General features: G+C 57.7%; 13 protein-coding genes. 4 read left to right on the forward strand and 9 right to left on the reverse strand.

What is annotated here, in order from left to right; genetic code table 11:
- The first annotated feature begins 23 nt into the window (after positions 1 to 23).
- The 3 genes from KQI65_08510 to KQI65_08520 all read left to right on the forward strand — a co-directional run bounded on the left by KQI65_08510 (position 24) and on the right by KQI65_08520 (position 3,007).
- Positions 24 to 1,484, forward strand: coding sequence for a glycosyltransferase family 2 protein (locus tag KQI65_08510; protein ID MCB2204778.1), 1,461 nt, complete (start codon positions 24 to 26; stop codon positions 1,482 to 1,484).
- 149 nt (positions 1,485 to 1,633) lie between these two features.
- Entirely contained in the window at positions 1,634 to 2,452 is an 819-nt protein-coding gene (locus tag KQI65_08515; GenBank protein ID MCB2204779.1) for a tetratricopeptide repeat protein, read from the forward strand.
- A 15-nt stretch (positions 2,453 to 2,467) separates the two neighbouring features.
- Entirely contained in the window at positions 2,468 to 3,007 is a 540-nt protein-coding gene (locus KQI65_08520) for a hydrolase (protein ID MCB2204780.1), read from the forward strand.
- Between the two features lie 128 nt (positions 3,008 to 3,135).
- Here KQI65_08520 and KQI65_08525 read toward each other — a convergent pair whose 3' ends face one another.
- From KQI65_08525 to KQI65_08540, 4 genes are all read right to left on the reverse strand, one after another.
- Entirely contained in the window at positions 3,136 to 5,256 is a 2,121-nt protein-coding gene (locus KQI65_08525; GenBank protein ID MCB2204781.1) for an insulinase family protein, read from the reverse strand.
- A gap of 31 nt (positions 5,257 to 5,287) precedes the next feature.
- On the reverse strand, positions 5,288 to 6,616 hold the full coding sequence (locus KQI65_08530) for an insulinase family protein (protein MCB2204782.1): 1,329 nt from the start codon (positions 6,614 to 6,616) through the stop codon (positions 5,288 to 5,290).
- 39 nt (positions 6,617 to 6,655) lie between these two features.
- Positions 6,656 to 7,309 (reverse strand): HAD family phosphatase, encoded by a 654-nt coding sequence (locus KQI65_08535; protein ID MCB2204783.1) that lies wholly within the window; start codon positions 7,307 to 7,309, stop codon positions 6,656 to 6,658.
- 126 nt (positions 7,310 to 7,435) lie between these two features.
- Positions 7,436 to 8,065 carry a hypothetical protein gene (locus KQI65_08540; GenBank protein MCB2204784.1) on the reverse strand — a complete coding sequence of 210 codons (630 nt, stop codon included), beginning with the start codon at positions 8,063 to 8,065 and terminating at the stop codon, positions 7,436 to 7,438.
- Between the two features lie 587 nt (positions 8,066 to 8,652).
- On the opposite strand from KQI65_08540, the gene KQI65_08545 reads away from it, so the two are divergent.
- Positions 8,653 to 11,703, forward strand: a complete 3,051-nt coding sequence (locus tag KQI65_08545; GenBank protein MCB2204785.1) for a T9SS type A sorting domain-containing protein — start codon at positions 8,653 to 8,655, stop codon at positions 11,701 to 11,703.
- Positions 11,704 to 11,718: 15 nt separating this feature from the next.
- Here KQI65_08545 and KQI65_08550 read toward each other — a convergent pair whose 3' ends face one another.
- The 5 genes from KQI65_08550 to KQI65_08570 form a co-directional block, all read right to left on the reverse strand.
- A complete protein-coding gene (locus KQI65_08550; protein MCB2204786.1) occupies positions 11,719 to 12,141 on the reverse strand; it encodes a heme-binding domain-containing protein in 423 nt (140 codons plus the stop codon).
- Positions 12,141 to 13,493 carry a UTP--glucose-1-phosphate uridylyltransferase gene (locus KQI65_08555; protein MCB2204787.1) on the reverse strand — a complete coding sequence of 451 codons (1,353 nt, stop codon included), beginning with the start codon at positions 13,491 to 13,493 and terminating at the stop codon, positions 12,141 to 12,143. Before KQI65_08555 ends, KQI65_08550 begins: the two co-directional genes overlap by 1 nt.
- A gap of 110 nt (positions 13,494 to 13,603) precedes the next feature.
- Positions 13,604 to 15,610, reverse strand: a complete 2,007-nt coding sequence (locus KQI65_08560; GenBank protein MCB2204788.1) for a choice-of-anchor D domain-containing protein — start codon at positions 15,608 to 15,610, stop codon at positions 13,604 to 13,606.
- A 135-nt stretch (positions 15,611 to 15,745) separates the two neighbouring features.
- Entirely contained in the window at positions 15,746 to 17,038 is a 1,293-nt protein-coding gene (hemL, locus tag KQI65_08565; GenBank protein ID MCB2204789.1) for a glutamate-1-semialdehyde 2,1-aminomutase, read from the reverse strand.
- A gap of 81 nt (positions 17,039 to 17,119) precedes the next feature.
- Positions 17,120 to 17,821, reverse strand: a complete 702-nt coding sequence (locus tag KQI65_08570) for a YceH family protein (protein ID MCB2204790.1) — start codon at positions 17,819 to 17,821, stop codon at positions 17,120 to 17,122.
- Positions 17,822 to 17,831 lie beyond the last annotated feature (10 nt).

The following is a 17,831-nucleotide window of genomic DNA, read 5'->3' on the forward strand; positions in this document are numbered from 1 at the left end:
ACGTGAGAGGTAATACCTTTACTATGGAAGAATTTATACTGGGTGCATACGTATTCTCACTGAGCATCCTGTTCCTGTTCGGATCACACGGCTTCGTGATGATCTACTATTACTTCAAGAACAGGGACAAGCGTCCGGTGGGGAGGTCATCTATGGACGAGTTGCCCAACGTGACCGTTCAGCTCCCGGTGTACAACGAGCTGTATGTCGTGGAGCGTCTGATCGACGCCGTATGCGCTCTCGACTATCCCAAAGACAAGCTTGAAATTCAGGTTCTCGATGATTCCAATGACGAGACCGTCGAAGTCGTTGCCAGCGCTGTTGAGGCGAAGGTGGCTGCCGGATTCGACATCGTCCAGGTTCGGCGTGAGAACAGAGTCGGTTTCAAGGCCGGAGCCCTCCGCCACGGGATGGCCATAGCCAAGGGTGAATTCATTGCCATTTTTGATGCCGATTTTGTCCCCAGGCCCAACTTCCTGCTCGATACGCTGCGTCATTTCACCAATGACCGCATCGGTATGGTGCAGACACGATGGGAACATCTGAACAACGAGTTTTCACTGCTGACGCGTGCCCAGGGTATCGCTCTGGACGGCCATTTCGTTATCGAACAGCAGGTGCGCAACAAGTCTGGCTTCTTCATCAATTTCAACGGTACCGCCGGCGTGTGGCGCCGCAGCTGCATCGAGGATGCAGGAAACTGGGAAGACGACACGCTGACCGAGGATCTCGATCTGAGTTATCGTGCCCAGCTCAAGGGCTGGAACTTCATCTTCCTCAATGATGTGACCTCCCCCGCGGAGTTGCCGTCTGAAATCAATGCGCTGAAATCGCAGCAGTTCCGCTGGACCAAAGGCGCCATCGAAACATCGAAGAAGATTCTCCCGAGAGTCTGGAAGTCCAAACTTCCGCTGCGCGTAAAATTGCAGTCGACCGTACACCTCACCAACAACCTCGTTTTCCCGTTCATTCTCCTGACAGGCATTCTCAACGTGCCGCTGGTGTTCATCAAGTCTACCGGCCGCCATGAGACCTTCTTTGCCTTCATGTCCATTTTCGTGCTGGCATTCATCAGCTCCTTCCTCTTTTATCTGTATTCGCAGAAGGATGTGTATACGGACTGGAAGAAGCGGATTTTCCTCTTCCCCCTCTTCATGTCGGGGAGCATGGGCTTTTCGGTAAACAATACCCGCGCGGTGCTTGAAGGACTCTTCAACCGCAAGAGCGCGTTTATCCGTACGCCGAAATTCCGCATCGAGAATGAGAAGGACACCTGGAAGAACAAGAAGTACCGGGCATCGACGAAGATTTCCCTCTATGTGGTCTTTGAAATCGTGCTCGCCTTGTACTGTTCCGTCGGCGTGGTTGCCTCACTCTGGTTCCTGGAAATCGCCGCCCTTCCGTTCCAGCTGCTCTTTTTCCTGGGCTTCGGACTGGTGGGCTATCTCTCCATTCGTCACGCGCTTTCGCCGCAGAGCACCTGACACGCATTGCGTCGCGCCAGGCGGTGCTGGACGCAGGAGGAAAGAGTACCGGACCTTGAAACTGATCTTCAATTGAAACACGATTCGCCACGGTGGAACGCACTACCGTGGCGAATTGCGTTCCACGCAAAATTCCCGATATTGAAGCAATGCAGGAATCTTACAACGGCATACTGACGGATATTCCCGGACTGGAACGCCATGTGGCGGCGCAGCCTGCGTCCCCGTTGTTCGCCCGGCTGGCATCCGCCTATATCAATGCGAATCGTCCCACCCAGGCCCTCAAGGTGTGTCTGCAGGGACTGCGATACCATCCCGGGTATCCGACGGGACTGCTGCTGACGGCGCGGGCGCAGGTCATGCTCAGGCAATACAGCGATGCCCGACAGAGCCTGCGTGAACTGCTGCGCATTCTGCCGGTATGTCCCGCGGCGCAGGCCCTGATGGAGCGGATGAAAGAGCTGGAACTGCAGTACCCGCCCTTTACCGCGGTCGCGGGCTCAAGCTTCGCGGAAACACCGGTGGAACGCATAGGGGAGCGGGAAGAGAAATGGAGCCGCAAGGAAGACATCCTTCCCGGTTTTGAAGTGCGTCGCCGCGAATCCGAGACGATAGCGGAGTCCGATCCGGCAAATGAACCTCTGCCGTCCACCGGAGGGACGCTGGACCTGGCAGGACTCGCAAGCCGCCTCGAGACCGCGCGCATCCCTGCACTGCCCGAAGAGGATATGCAGGAAGAGGTCGAGGAAGCTGGTCATGCAGAGATCGAAGAAGTGAATCTCGAAGGGAGACCGGTCACGGAAACGCTTATCATGATTTATGTGCAGCAGGGCAAGCTCAGGGAAGCCATCGATGCCTATCGCCGTCTTGCCGCGGTCAACGAAAATCGCCGCGCCGAGTTCGAGGAAAAAATCAGTCAGCTCGAGCTGCAGCTTCAACAGCAACGTCAAAACGAAAATCCAACATAGAGAAAGAGGTCACGCATGTTGACGACAGAACATGCCATGCTGCTCGTCATCGACGTGCAGGGCAAGCTGGCGGAGCTTGTACACCGCTCCGGCCAGGTGCAGAACAACACCCGTATTCTTATCGAGGGCAGCAAAGTGCTCGGACTCCCCGTTGTTGCCACCGAACAGTATCCGAAAGGACTCGGTCACACGGTCGACGCGGTAGCCTCCGCACTGGGCGACGCCCCGGTGATAGAGAAAAGCAGCTTCAGCTGCTGCGGTGAGCGTGATTTCGATCTCAAGCTCAATGAGCTTCACAAGACGGATATCATCGTGTGCGGCATCGAAACGCATGTCTGCGTGTACCAGACCGTACGCGATCTGCTGGCGCTTGGCTACAACGTGCACATCGTCACCGATGCCGTCTCGAGTCGCACCGAGGAGAACTGGAAACTGGGTGTTCGCAAATGTGAAACCCTCGGCGCGAAACTGACCAGTACCGAAATGCTGCTGTTCGAGCTGCTGCAGGTATCGGGTACCGAGCAGTTCAAGGCGATCTCGAAGCTGGTCAAGTAAGCAATTCCCCCCGAAAAAAATCGTCCCTCTGATCCCGGCGCTTCCGATTCGCGGAAGACAGGTGATCAGAGGGACGTTTTCAGTTCAGGTACTGTGGAATACCGTGTGCCGGTATTCCGCCTGCTGCATTAGTTTGCCGAGTAGGTAAAGATGCTTTCGTCGACGTCGATGTTGTGCTTGTAGGAAGTAACATCGGCGTTCATGGTCATCATCGGATTCTCGACAGTCATGTGATACGGAAGCATGACGCCATCGGTATCGCGGTAGTCGGAGTAGCGGTTCATGGTGGTGATCGGGCCCTGCGGCGTTTCCGCCGTTGTCGACTTTCCGATCAGCAGATAATTATCCGCATCGATGTACCATTCCTCCTGGGAATGCTGCTTCTGCATTTCGACGACGTAGACGACGCGTTTGTCCATGGATTTCTTCGCCTTGACCGTTGCGGTCCAGCCGAGTTCAGCCATGCGCAGTACGGGATTGAACTGTTCGTCTTCGATCATCGAGGCGAGTTCTTCACCGCTCATTTTCTGTGCTGGCTGACCGGGCTGCTGCACGGCGGCATGCACACCGTCGACCCACTGCTTGCTCTCCAGCATGCGCGTCTGACCGCCCATGTCGACGGAAAGCGTCACGGTCTGGAACTTCTTGCCGGGGGCCATGGTGGTTTCGCTGAGCACGCCCTCTGCCTGCGCCATGCCGAAATCGAGACTGACGTTCGCTTCCATCTGACGCGACGTGACGTCCTCGAGCTTCTCGCGTCCGCCGATCGCCGCAATGTGCTTCTTGATCAGCGTCGGGGCGTCAATGTCGACCTCGAAGGATTTCTCCGCCGAAACGGGGTGCATGTCGGTGTCGTACATCTTCACGGGACCGAACTGCTTGAGGCGGTCGGCGATGACGCTGGCGTCACCGACGGCAAGCAGCGCCACGTTCTGCGGGTCGAGGTATTTCTGCGCCATGTGCTGGACGTCATCGGTCGTGACGGCCATGAGGTTGCTGACGTAGTTACGGTAGTAATCGTCGGGCAGATCGTACAGATCGATATTCTGCACCATGGAGGCGATGCTGGAAGGATTCTCGAGACCGAGCAGGAAACGGCCACTGGCGTATTCCTTGTGCATGTCGAGAACGTCCTCATCCACTTTCTCATCCCGCATGCGATTCATTTCAAGAAGAATCTGCGTGAAGGCGGAATCGGTTGCGATGCGGCGGACCGATGCTGTGGCGTTCCACATGCCCGCGAAGCGGCGTCCTTCGATGCTGCTGTATGCGCCGTAGGTGAAGCCGTGCTTCTCGCGGAGGTTCGCGAACAGGCGTCCGCTGAAGCCACCGCCGAGGATCGAGTTCATCATCGACAGGGGAATGTAGTCCGGGTTGTTGCGCTGAATGCAGGAGGCGCTGACGGAAATCTCGGTCTGTGTCTGCGTTTTACCGAGATCCACCAGGTGCACGTCGCGTCCCATGATCACTTTCGGATCAGGGAAATTGTTCGTCGGCATGTTGCCCTGTTTCCAGTCGCCGAAATACTGCTTGACAATGGGAAGGATTTCATCCGGCGTCACATCACCAACGATGGCCAGCGAGGCGTTGTTGGGAATGAAGTACTTGTCGTGGAAGGAAACCAGGTCGTCGCGCGTGATGGCTTCAACGTCGGCTTCCGTCTGGAAATTCGAGTAGGGATTGGGGCTGTAGCCCACGGTGATCTGCAGGCGGCTCATGACGGCGTCGGGACTCTTATGCACGGTCTTGAGTCCACTCAGCGTCTGCTTCTGCAGCTTCTCGAGTTCATCCTGCGGGAAGCTGGGATTGTACAGCGCGTCGGTCATCAGTCCGAGCAGCTTTTCCATATGCTTTTTGAGGCCGGAGCCGTAGACGGACATCTGATCATCGGCAGCGGATGCGCCGATATTGAGTCCGAGGAAGTCGGCGGCCTTTGCGAATTCGAGTGAGCTCATGGATTTCGTACCCGAAGTCATCAGGTCGGTCGTGAATTCGGCGACACCGGAATGTGCGCCGTCATTCTCGCTGCCCGACTTGACGAGCAGGCGGAAGTTCACCACGGGCTCCGCGTGATTGGAGACGACGAAGACCTTCAGTCCGTTGTCGAGCTGCGTCTCATAGTATTCCGGGAAGGAGGCCTTGGGGGCCGGACCGGGTTCCGGTTGTTTTGATCGGTCGATCTGTGCCGTTGCCTGTCCTCCGACGAGAAGCAGGACCGCGGCGACGATGAATATGCGTAAGTGTTTCATTTGCTCTTTCCTGATATGCTCGTGAAGGATATTAGCTGTTTTTGTCCATGACGACGTACTTGACCACGTTCTTGCGGTTGGGTTTGAGATATTTCTGAGCAACGCGCTGAATATCTTCACGCGTCACATCCATGTACTTCTCAAGTTCCGTATTGACGAGATCGGTGTTGCCGTAAAACAGCGAATAGGAAGCCAGGCTGCGGAGCTTGTTATCGAGCGACAGGAAGCCGTGCGTAAACGACGTTTCCTTCGCATTGCGCACCTTGGTGAATTCCTCTTCGGTAATTCCTTCCTTCTGTACTTTCTGGATTTCATCGGTAATCGCGTTCTGAATGGTCTCGAAGTCGACCCCTGCGTTGGCGATGGCGATGAAACTGAACATGCCCGATTTGTCGAGCGGCATGCCGAAACTGGAAGCCTGCAGCGCGATCTGATCGGTATCGACCAGGCGCTGATACAGACGGGAGCTCTTGCCGTTCGAAAGCACGTCGCCCAGCAGCTCGAGCGCGTACGCATCGTCATTGCGATAGTCGACGGTGATATACGATTCGATGTATGCCGGAAGCGGGGTGACTTCTTCTTCAACGATCACTTCACGCGGTTCGGTCTGCTCGGGGATGACAACTTTGACGCGCTCCGGCTTGGGTCCGGCGGGAATGGAACCGAAATACTCTTTAATCCACTTCTTGGTCTGCGCGACGTCGAGGTCGCCGCCTACTACCAGGCAGGCGTTGTTGGGGATGTAGAACTTGTCGTGGAATTCACGGAATTCCTCGATGGACGCATTGTTGATGTCCTGCGCCTGACCGATGGGCATCCACTCGTACTGCGTGCCCTTGAAGGTGGTCTTGAACAGGTTGTCACCCAGCGTGCCGAAGGGACGTCCCTCATAGCGCTGCTTGAGTTCTTCCTTGACGACTTTGCGCTGGGTCTCGACGCCGAGGGAATCGATGACGAGATGCATCATGCGCTCGGATTCGATCCACAGTGCCAGCTCGAGCTGGTGGATCGGCACCTTGAAGAAATAATCGGTCTTGTCGAAGGAAGTGGACGCGTTGAGCACGCCGCCGGCTCCGGTGACCAGTTTGTCGATGGTGCCGCGCTTGATGTTTTCGGTGCCCTCGAACATGAGATGCTCGAAGAAATGGGCAAAACCGGTGCGGCCTTCGACCTCGTCCTTGGATCCGACGCGGTAAAGGCAGTAGGTCATGGCCGTCGGCGCGGTGCGGTCGACGTGCAGAATGACGCTGAGCCCGTTATCCAGCTTGTACTCTTCGTACTTGATGGGGGTGAAATCCTGCGCACTCGCGCTCGTGGCGAGCAGGAGGAGCAGGAGCAGAGAAAAAAGACGTTGTGTCATGTGAACAACCTCTGATGAAAAGAAAATGTATCGTGTCGTCTATTGTTCCTGGCGCCGAAACAGCCGGAGCCCCGGCAGTTCGCGGATTTCATGAATGATGATATCCGCCAGTCCGAGATACTCGCGTCCCAGCGTACTCTCCACCGCGACGCAGGTCATGCCCGCGTTTTTGGCGGACTCGATACCGAGCGGGGCGTTTTCAACCACCACGCATTCGGCAGGTTCGAGCTGCATGTGCTGCATCGGGGCGAGATAGGGATCGGGATTGGGTTTGGCGCGGTGGACTTCGTCACCGGTGATGAGGAAATCAAACAGTGCGCGGCGCTCGGGCGGCAGGGCGGCTTCCATGTTCTTTGTCGAAGATGCCGTCACCAGCGCCGTGCGGAAACCGCGATCGCGCATTTCCGCGATGACCTCGAACACATGCGGGAAATACTGCATGTTCACGATGGAACGATAGTACGCGCGCTTGCGCTCGATGAAATCTTCATGCTCTTCCGGGGGCAGCTGCACGCCGGCCTCCTCGAGAAAGGTCGGAAGAATTTCGCGTGAGGCGCGTCCCTCATGCAGCAGCACCGAATGTTCGGATACCGAACCACCCAGCTCCTGGAACATCTTGTCCCATGCCAGATAATGATAGTGGAGGGTATCGGCGATGACGCCGTCGAGGTCAAAAAAAACCGCCTGAATCATATCTTCAGTGTCCGGTGAAACAATATGCGGCGCTGCAGAACAGCAGGAAATCCCCGCACATCCATCAAGATACGAAGAATGGGCAAAAAAGTTATAGGGAGAAAACGGGTAGTATTTCGTGGGATATCAGATGAAAGGAAGGACGAAACGCAGCAGCAGCCAGGCCTGCAGGGAGGTGAAAAGGACGCCAGCGGCCGTGCCTGCAAGCACCTGCGGCAGATCGTGCGATCGCAGTGTGATGCGTGCCCAGCCGAGTGCCACGAGCAGAGGCAGCAGCCAGAGCAGCTGCCATCCGAAAACGGGAATCAGGAAGATGACGGGTCCCGAAAGTCCCATCATATGCGCACTTATCTTCCAGCGCAAATTGATGGCATAGAGCAGCAGCGTGTTGATGGTATAGCACCACATCAGTCCCCACACGAACACCGACGCATCGAGAAAGAGCAGGAACATCAGTCCCCCGAAGCTGATCCCCGCGCTGAGCAGATAGGGCTTGGTGCGCTGCAGCCGCTCGGGCACGTCATAGGCCGTCACCTGCTCCATTCGCTGCAGGTACAGCACATACGCAATCTGCAGTCCCCCGCTGCATGCCGCCGCCACCAGCCATATCACCACACGGTGAAAGATGCTGCCATGCTCATACGCCGCCACCAGCACCGCAAACACCGCCGCCGCCACTACCGGCGGTACCAGCGCCACCGACAGCCTGTGTGCGAATCGCTGCGTGCGTGTATCCGGTATCTGTGTTTCAGTCATGCGGTAAAATGCAGAAAATATCTGGATGGGCACAAAGACACGGAGGAAGTATTTGCCGCTTCGCGGCGGCGTTTGCGCTGCGCGCAGGTGTTTCGCCTTCGGCGAGGTGTTTTGCCCCGGTTCTTCGTCCCGCGTAGCGGGACAACCCCGTCCCGCGCAGCGGGACGCCAGCCGGAGCAACACCGCGAGAGCCGAAGGCGCGAGCATATGACAGCTGTAACCAAATTCCGCTCACCGTGTCTTGAATATGTCCGCCCAAAACTTGAGCTGGGCGCAGCCCATTTCATTGAAAAGCTTTACCTGTCGCGGCATGCTGATGTATGGCATGTCTGCTGATGACATTGCCGACCGGCATTCCATGATTCATTTGCAGCTCGGGTTGTACGATTGATTTGCAGGCCCATGGGAATGGAGGACCAGCAGCTGCAATACACGACGGCGCCAGCCGGAGCAACACCGTCCCGCGCAGCGGGACGCAGGCCGGGGCAACACCGCGACGCGCAGCGGAGCAACTCCCTTGAATGCAGGGGTGGCAAGCGTTATTATATGCTCTGGTTTCCTGCTATCAGCTTGATTACGGGGCGTTTATGTATCGCGTGTTCCTGACATCTTTACTGCTTGCATCCTTCCTGATACTGGCGTTGCGTGGACCAGCGGTCGCGCAGACACCGGAGTATGGAACGGGGACGCTGGAGGCGGGAAGGATGACGCTGACGGTTTCGCGTGCGGGACAGATAGCGCCGACGATTCAGGGTGTGCAGAAGGGATTGCTGTGGCCTGCGGGACCGGAGGGCACGCAGGAGGAGAACATTCGCATGCGCAGCATGCTGTTTTCCGCAACACCGGTGCTGGCAGGACGCGTGCGGGGGCAGCTGCGGGTCTCGGCAAGCTACTATCGGGACAATTATCTTCCCGGACCGATTCTTCCCGGACTCCGTACAGTCAATCCCTATGATTCGCGATACCGCCCGTTTGTTATTCGCATCGGGGGTGAGGCGGACAGGGATTTCGTCGAATGGCCGTATGAACTGGGAGCACCGGTGGACTCGGCGTTCGCGCCCGAGTTCTACGGCTCTCCGCAGATGTTCTGGGTGATGAACGATCTCGACAGCGCGGCCATGCGCGAGAATATCGGGAACGATCCGATGGGACTCGAACTGCGCTGCCTGGCTTTTCCGGCGACGGATCGGTCGTTCATCGGAACGGATGCCATGCTGCTGCAGTACACGTGGATCAACCACTCTCCCGATACCATCCACGATGCGTACGCCGGCTTTTTTGCCGACCCCGATCTGCGCGATGGCGGGGATGAGTACGCAGGCAGCGATTCGCTGGCGGCACTGGCATACGTGTACGACGATGATTACGTCGACCCGAAAGAAGAAGGCATGCCCACCGCATTCGGCATCTCCATGCTGCAGACGCCGGTCGTGCGTGGACTTCCTACCGACAGCGCGCGATGGAGCGCCGGTATGCTGCATGGCTTCCGTAATATTCCGGTGACTGCGGCCATTGTGCCATGGAAATCCCCGATCACGAATCCCGCCGCGGAACCCGAGATCGGCGCCGGGGCTGATGGCTGGTATGCGCTGCTGCAGGGCGAGGGACGCGGAACGGCAATACGGAATCCCCTTACGGGAATGCCCTCACGGTTCTGGTATTCCGGCAATCCCCTCAGCGGGGAAGGCTGGCAGATGGAAGACGGACTGCTGTTCGATAACGGGGAAACCGCCGCCGACGGCAGACCGCATGATCAGCGCATCATGGTGTCTGCCGGACCGTTCACCCTGCTGCCCGGCGATACGCAGCAGGTTGTCATCGCGATGATCGCTTCCCGTGCCGCGACGGGCAGAGCCGCGGCCTACCAGCTCCGCGACCGTGCAGATTTCCTGCGCCAGTATTATCAGCGGCACAATGCCATCGATTCGATCACCGCTGCTTCCGTGATTCCCGAAGCACTTCCTGCCGGTGGCGTGCGTCTGCGCTTCATCCTCCGCGGCGATGATGTGCTGGGAAGCGTACAGGGCGAGATCGTGTCTTCCGACGGCACGCTGCTGCAGCGCCTGCCGCTGACGGAAAGTATCAGCCAGGAATCCGCCAATTATTCCGGCAGCGTGGATATTCCCGAAGGCACCGACGGCGTCAACACGGCCTTTATCGTAACCATTGACGGCGAAACGCATCGGCTGCCCGGACGCGTTTCCATTCCTCTCGCAGGTGCCGTCGACGGTGGTGGCGCCGCTCTTCTGCAGGAGTATGATGGAAACGGCCGCATCGCGCCCGACGAAGATGCACACTGGATTCCCCGCCTGTATAACAGCACGCAGCTCCCGCTCGACCTTCGTCTCGAAGCCAGTCATCTCCCCTACACCGAGTGGATGAATTTCCCTGCATTGCCTGCGCGTACGACATCCCCGTCTGCTTCCTATCCCTGGCAGACGGAATACGGGTACCGCACCGTCCCTGTCGATACCGACAACTGGGGCACGGTGTTCGACAGTGTGCGCTTCGAGTACGATCTCTATGACGTCGAGAAAAATTCGTGGTGGCGGCTCAGCAACTGGGTGCAGGTAGACAGCACGGCGGAGGAGTGGTACGACCTTCTCATGACGCCCGTCATCACTGCGAGCGAGCAGCGTCCAGGGTTGATTCTCGAAAATCTCGAAGCGCTGCGTGACCGCAGCTATCTCGCCCGTATCTCCGAGGGACGCATGCTCTCGCTCTACGACAGCGCCTCCGGCACGCTGCTGTTCGAGGATTTCGGTCTCGATGAATTCAACGGCATGGCACCGATCGTCGATGGATTTCGTGTGGTGCGCGGTACCATCGGATCCTCGCGACAGGGCTATTTCTTCACCGATGTTGAGGGACTGCAGACTTCGGAATACGGGATGTGGCCGGCACCTGCGGGCACAAGTGTTTTCGCGAATGACGAACGAAGGGAATTCCGCATCGACTTCACGCTCGATGGACGCGAATACTGGCTTTTCGCGGACAGGGGATATGAGGGAAGGGTGCGCCTGCCGCTGCGTGCGTATATGAAAGAGGATGACGGGAGCTGGACGGCGGTGCAGGTGGCCCTGGTCGAAATGGGACCCGACATCCCCGATGGCGATCCGAATCCTGACGGCGGCGACTACCTGATGCTCTATCAACTTCCTTACCAGGCGGAGGGAAGACCCGATGTCGGCATTCTGCCGGAAAGTATAGCCGCATTTCCCGCCCCGCTGCTGCTGTACCTGAACGCTCTGCCCACCAGTGGTTCACTCAGCATCGAATATCCCATTCCTGTCATGCCGGGTGATGTGTTCGTGTTCAATCCCCGCCATGTGCTGCTCGCTGAAAGCAACAAGTCCCCCGAAGCCGCCACGCTGCATGCACCGACACCGATGCCTTTCACGCAGTGGACTTCAGTCGTTGTCGAACTGCAGCAGGCCGGGCAATTGCGGGCGGAGGTGTACAATACGCTGGGACAGCGGGTGGACGTTCTTTTCGATGGGATGCAGGAGAAGGGAAAACACCTGATGGTGTGGGATGGCTACTGGAACGACGGACGTATGGCGGAATCGGGCATGTACCTGCTGCGCGTGGAAACGGGAGGAAGGGAAATTTCAAGGAAACTGCTTCTGCTGCGCTGAACCGGCGCTGGAGTCCTATTTGTCAGCCCAGGTATAGATGAGCTGTTTTTCATGCTGCGTCAGCTCCGCTTCGCCATGCATAATGAGGTAAATCTGCAGTGGCATCTCATCCTCTTTCAGTACGTCGACAATCTCGCCCTTGACGTGATACTGCTTCCGTGCCTCGTAGGAAGACCACTCCGAAAAGTTCAGATGCTTGCGTCCTTCGACGACGTCATGACTGACCTGCCAGGCGATGGGGTTGATGTAGCTGTACCAGGGCCAGTTGGTCTCGTTGGAATGGCAATCGTAGCAGGCTTTGCGGAGAATGGTCTGTACCTCAGTTGAAACCTGCAGATCCCCGGTGACGGGAGGATTGCTGCGCTCGGGCTGCGGAATCTGCAGCAGCAGAATCATCAGAATGCCCCCGTAGAAAAAATACTTGATACCGCGATTCATCAGCTCTCCAATCTGCTTTCGTCCGCAATGTGCCGCTGTTCGCCATCAGGGACGCTGATGCGTACGTCGCCCTTGCAGCGGACCTCACTGCCGAAATATACATCGCCTTCTATGCGTAGGGAAGAACAGTGCAGCAGTGAGGGTGCGCCTGATGGAAAATGCGACTCGAGTTGGGATACGAATTTGTAGTGCTGTTTGTCGAGGACGATGTCGATGGTCGGCAGCGTCCGCACGGGATTCTGTACGATGCGATAGTCTTCTGTGAGCACGTAGGCGTCGGACCACACGGCGAGCAGATCGTCGGTGGTCTTCACCGGGGCGAAACGGCTGCGGGGCACCCGCAGTGCGGCTGCATTCTCGAAGAGTGAGATGGCCGCCCCCATGGCAGTTTCGAGCTGATATACCGCCGGCGAATCGGCGTTGCGGGGATCCAGCGTCTTGCTGTTCCGTATCAGCGGAAGCGGGAGAATGTTGTCATACCGCTCCAGTGTTTCCTTGAGTGCGCGCAGATCCAGCCAGAGTGAATTGGTGTTGAAATACCGGAACAGCGCGATATTCTGGAAATCATCTTTTTCGTCATCCGGACACTGTGCGCTCTCGCGGAGGGTAAGGCGCCCGTCTTTCAGCAGTGCCAGGTGTCCGCCCTTGCGGTCCGCCGGCGTGCGATCCGCCACTTCCATCATGAACGGAAGATTCTCGGCAGCGAAATACCCGAGAATGTCGATGTCGATGACAGCACCGAGATTGTCGGCGTTGCTCACGAAGGCATAGCGGATATCCATCGCCAGCAGTTGGTCGAGCAGTCCCGACGTCACCAGCGCGGTATAGATATCCCCATGTCCCGGGGGACACCATTCCAGGTCAGGCGTTTCTTCATGCATCGCAGGCTGCAGGTCTTCGACCAGCACCTTGGGGACGCGATGCTGCAGAAAGTCCAGCGGCAGCTCCCCGCGCAGCTCATCGTAGCCGGCAAGGGCTTCCAGGCTGTCTTCATGCGTGGCGAAACTGTTCATCAGCAGCAGCGGCACGCGGTGATTATGCACTTTCTGCATATGCAGCAGCTGCCGCGCTATCACATCGATGAAGCGCAGCTCATCCTTGACCGGGATAAGACTCTTCGCCCTGTCGAGCCCCATGCTCGTTCCGAGTCCGCCATTCAGCTTGATCACCACCGTATGTCCGAGAGCGTTTTCCCCCGCTTCCGTATATCCGCTCAGTTTTTCAGCATCCGGCACATCGTCGACCGGATCGATCTGCGATCGTGAAATGCTTCCCGTCGAACCGCTGAGCAGCTGCAGGAAATTCCTCTTGAACATGGTCGTGACCAGCGGATGCATGCCGGCCTCACGCATCTTCATTTCAAAGCTGCGAAAACTGTTGAGTCGTTCTCCCGGGTATTCGGACATCGGCGAAAGGTCTTTGGTGAATATGCAGATACTGCATAAAGTACGAAATGAGACCGTTATTTCACCACGATGAAGCGTCGTGTCCTTAATTGGCTGGGTGTTTTGAGCAGCAGGAAATACACGCCGCTGTTGAATTCGTTAACGTTGAAATTGTGCACATGCACACCGGGAGAAAGCGGCTCATGCAGAACGGTTCGAATAATTCTTCCGGCCGCATCATATATGATCAGTGAAGTCCTGCCTTCCTCGATGGTATGAAAGCGCACCTGCATGCTGCCGTTTCCCGGACTCGGATGAGGAGCTTCGAGAGACAGGAAACGTGAACCATCGAACAGTCGGGTGCCTCCGTCCTGGCAGAGGCCGGTCACTGCGGCATTGGACGCAGTGCCCGTCAGAGCAAAGGGACAGCTGCTCTGGATGGAGTCTACCCGCCAGGTCAGGGCGCAGGTCGTGTCGGTGCCGAGAAGGAAGAGAAAAGGAAGCATTGCCACAGTATCACTCTGGCCGGAAAGCTCCGCCTGCAGCGAGATCGTGCGAGTTGGCGCATCCCATGTGCCGCCGTCACCGAAGAGGGGATACAATGCGTGGCAGTCGATCTGCAATTGCCCATACACGACGGTGTTCTCCACGAGCAAGAAGCTGTCCCACTGCCTGATGCGGAGGGGAATCCACACCGTGTCGCCCGGCGTCCCGGTGACGGGGGGAATGTCGAGTGTGGCGGTCTGAAGTTCAGGACAGGCGTAGGCCGTGATTTCTCCAGCCGTTTCACAGTTGTCGATGATCAGTTGGATATCCGCAGACACAGTCCCCGTGCCTTCGGGATTGAACTGTATCTCTACATCCCGGGTGGACGAAGGAGGGATATTCATCGGTACCGGGGTCAGCAGCGTGAGGTTGTCGGAAGGCGTCATCCTCACTTCGAGCAGCACAGCGTTCTGCGTGCTGGAATGATTGATCAGATGCAGGCGCTGGGTGTCAGGGAGTCCATCCACCGAACGAAAGGTCATGGGAAGAGCGTCGATTTCCACGAAAGGACCGTCATACCGGGCTTGGATGGGGACGAGTGTAGTCGAATCCTTTCCGACGATGTTCAGGATAGCGCTGCGCAAGCCTGTGTCGGTAGGACGAAAAACCATGGTGATGTGAAGGCTGTCATGTGCCTGCAGAAGCCGTGGCGCGGGATTGTTGACAAGTGTGAACTCGTCGGCATTGCTGCCTGTCAGATAGAGTTCCTGTAGCGTGTAAAGCTCCGAGGTCGTGTTGTGCAGGACCACATCCGCTGTAAACACCGAATCGTCGAGACAGGGTCGCCGGGGGAATACAGGTCCCGTCCACTCAAGCGCGGGTGTGACCGGGGGCAGGATGTCACATGCGAGCGCTTCCGGGAGTCCGGTAACCACTTCGGGGGCTGTGACGCCGGTGGCCTCCAGGTCGTGTCCATAGCCGCTCGAATCTGCAAAGTTTCCGCAGAAGCTCCAGTAGCCCACGAGTCCGTCGCGTTCATCGAGCGGCAGACGATGGTTCATGTTTCTGCGGATTTCCGCTTCATTGAGATTCCGGCGCCAGTAGCGCACCTCATCGATCTCACCGACGAGGTAGGAGCCGCTCGGACTGTTGTAATAACCGCCAACGGCGAGTCCGGTACTTGCGTCGAAGCTTCGCGGAGAGAAGGTGGGACGTATACTCAGCTCACCGTCGATATACAATTCGGCGTAGCCGGCGGGACCATTGACGACAAGTGCGAGATGATACCAGCGCCCGGGCATGATCGACCCGGTCGGTGTGTAGAAATAAGAGTCCGGTGGGGACTTGGCCGTGATGAACGCCACACGCTGATTCTCATACCAGAGCTGCCAGTCGGACGGCTCTCCGGTGGAAACGTCTCTGGTAAGCAGAAGTCCGCTGCCGAGCACCCGTGTCCAGCATTCGATGGTGAATGACGGCAGCGCGAGATCCGGGGTGTCCCTGACCTGCAGCCACTGGCCTGAGCCGAGTGTCTTGAAGGCTTCGTTGTCACCGTATTCCTGTGCCTGTGCAAGCACGGGCGCAGCGGCAGCGAGCATCAGAGCAAGGAGTAAAACTCGTGCGCAGCGGAAGAGTGTTGTAGCGTAATTGCGCATCATGCCCCCCGGGAGACGATTCTACATCTGATACAGAATCTATGGAAAACGCCCCGGGCGCGAGCCCGGGGCGGATAATCAGCCGTTATTCTTGATAGCCTTGAGACTCTCGCGGTTGGCTTCGATGGTGCGGGCAATGTCTTCATCCGAATGCATGATGGAGACGAAGGCTGCTTCAAACTGCGCAGGAGCAAGATAGATGCCACGCTTGAGCATCTCGGAGAAGTAGCTGCCGTAGAGGCCGGTGTCGCAGGTTTTCGCGTCGTCCCAGTTCTGCACCTTCCGGTCGGTGAAGAACAGCGTCATCATCGAGCCCACACGGTTGCTGGTGTAGGGGAGTCCGAGCTCATCGACATTTGCCTGAATACCCTCGGCCAGCTTGCCCGACTGTGCGTCCAGTTTCAGATACAGCTCGGGATCTTCGGTGAGCAGGCGCAGGGTTTCGAGTCCCGCTGCCATTGCGAGGGGATTGCCCGAGAGCGTGCCGGCCTGGTACATGGGTCCTGCCGGAGCGACCATTTCCATGATATCGCGTCGACCGCCGTATGCGCCGACCGGGAGTCCGCCACCGATGATTTTCCCGAGCGTGGTCAGATCCGGTGTCACGCCATAAAGCTGCTGTGCGCCACCGGCAGAGACACGGAAGCCGGTCATGACTTCATCGAAGATCAGCAGGATGCCCTCACGTGTGCACAGCTCGCGCAGTCCGGTCAGGAATCCATCAACCGGCGGAACGCAGCCCATGTTGCCCACGATGGGTTCGAGGATGATGCAGGACACCTGCTCGGGGAATTCCTTGATCAGCGCTTCGACGGAAGAGATGTCGTTGTAGCGCGCCGTCAGCGTGTCGCCCGCAGTGGCGGGAGTGACGCCAGGGGAGTCGGGGAGTCCGAGTGTCGCTACGCCCGATCCCGCCTTGATGAGAAAGGAATCGCCGTGACCGTGGTAGCAGCCTTCGAACTTGATGATTTTGCTGCGCCCCGTGTAGGCGCGGGCGAGACGAATGGCGGACAGCGTGGCTTCGGTGCCGCTGTTGACCATGCGTACCATCTCGATGCTCGGTACGGTATCAATGATTTTCCGGGCGAGCAGATTCTCGATTTCCGTGGGGGCACCGAAACTGGTGGCGCGGTCGAGCTGCTCATGCAGCGCCTTGACCACACGCGGGTGTCCGTGACCGAGAATGAAGGGACCCCAGCTGCCGATGTAGTCGATGTAGCTGTTGCCGTCGACGTCGTAGAGATGACATCCTTCGGCACGTTCGAAAAACACGGGGTCGCCGCCCACGGCGCGGAATGCGCGCACGGGGGAATTGACACCGCCGGGCATGAGATTCACTGCTTCGGAAAAGAGTTGTGTACTGCGAGTCATGAGTATGGAGCTATGTTCGTGAGAAAACGGTAGAAAACGGCAGGGATAACCCTGCCGCGAAATGTGGGAAACGAAATGGCGTCAGGACATCCCGGCCATGTCGTCGTCGTAAAGATCTTCCTGCATGCCCATGACATCACCCTGTATCGCAGTCAGGATATTGCGGAGATACGTGATGTCTTTCTGCATGAAATGGATGGTTTCCTTGAGTCCTTCGATTTCCTTGCGCAGGGTACGGTGGGACTCTGGAGCCTCGTCAGCGCCTTCCTCGCCTTCTTCGTAGGTGTAGAAGAGATGGCGATAGCGCACTTCCTTTTGTCCCACCATGCGCGGCGCTTCTTCGAGGAAAGGCGTTTCCTTTTCAATGAGGCTGTTGATGCTGTGCTGCACCGCCTCACTGCTGGGGAAGTTGAACTGGCGTCCTGATTTGGCTTTGACTTCGGCTGCGGTCTGCGGTCCCCGCAGCATGATGATGCTCATCACCGTCGCCTGTGCGGGCGAGAGTCCGAGTCCATTTTGTCCCGCGCGGTGCATGTACTTGAGTGAGCGGCCGGTGCCCGATGCGAATGCCACGAGTCCCTTGCTGCGCAGATCCGTCAGCGCATCCTCCACCGTGATCTCATCATACGCGACGACGGGCTCCCTGCTGGTCTTCTGATTGCAGGCTGTCACCAGCGCGTTGAGTGTCATGGGGTAGTACTCGGGCGTCGCCTGGCTTTTCTCGATCAGGCAGCCGAGGACGCGGACTTCCTCGGGTGTCAGTGCGGGCAGTTGCTGTGTCATACGCTCCTCA

The sequence above is a fragment of the bacterium genome, assembly GCA_020444325.1.
Taxonomy (GTDB): Bacteria; Bacteroidota; Ignavibacteria; order SZUA-365; family SZUA-365; genus BM516.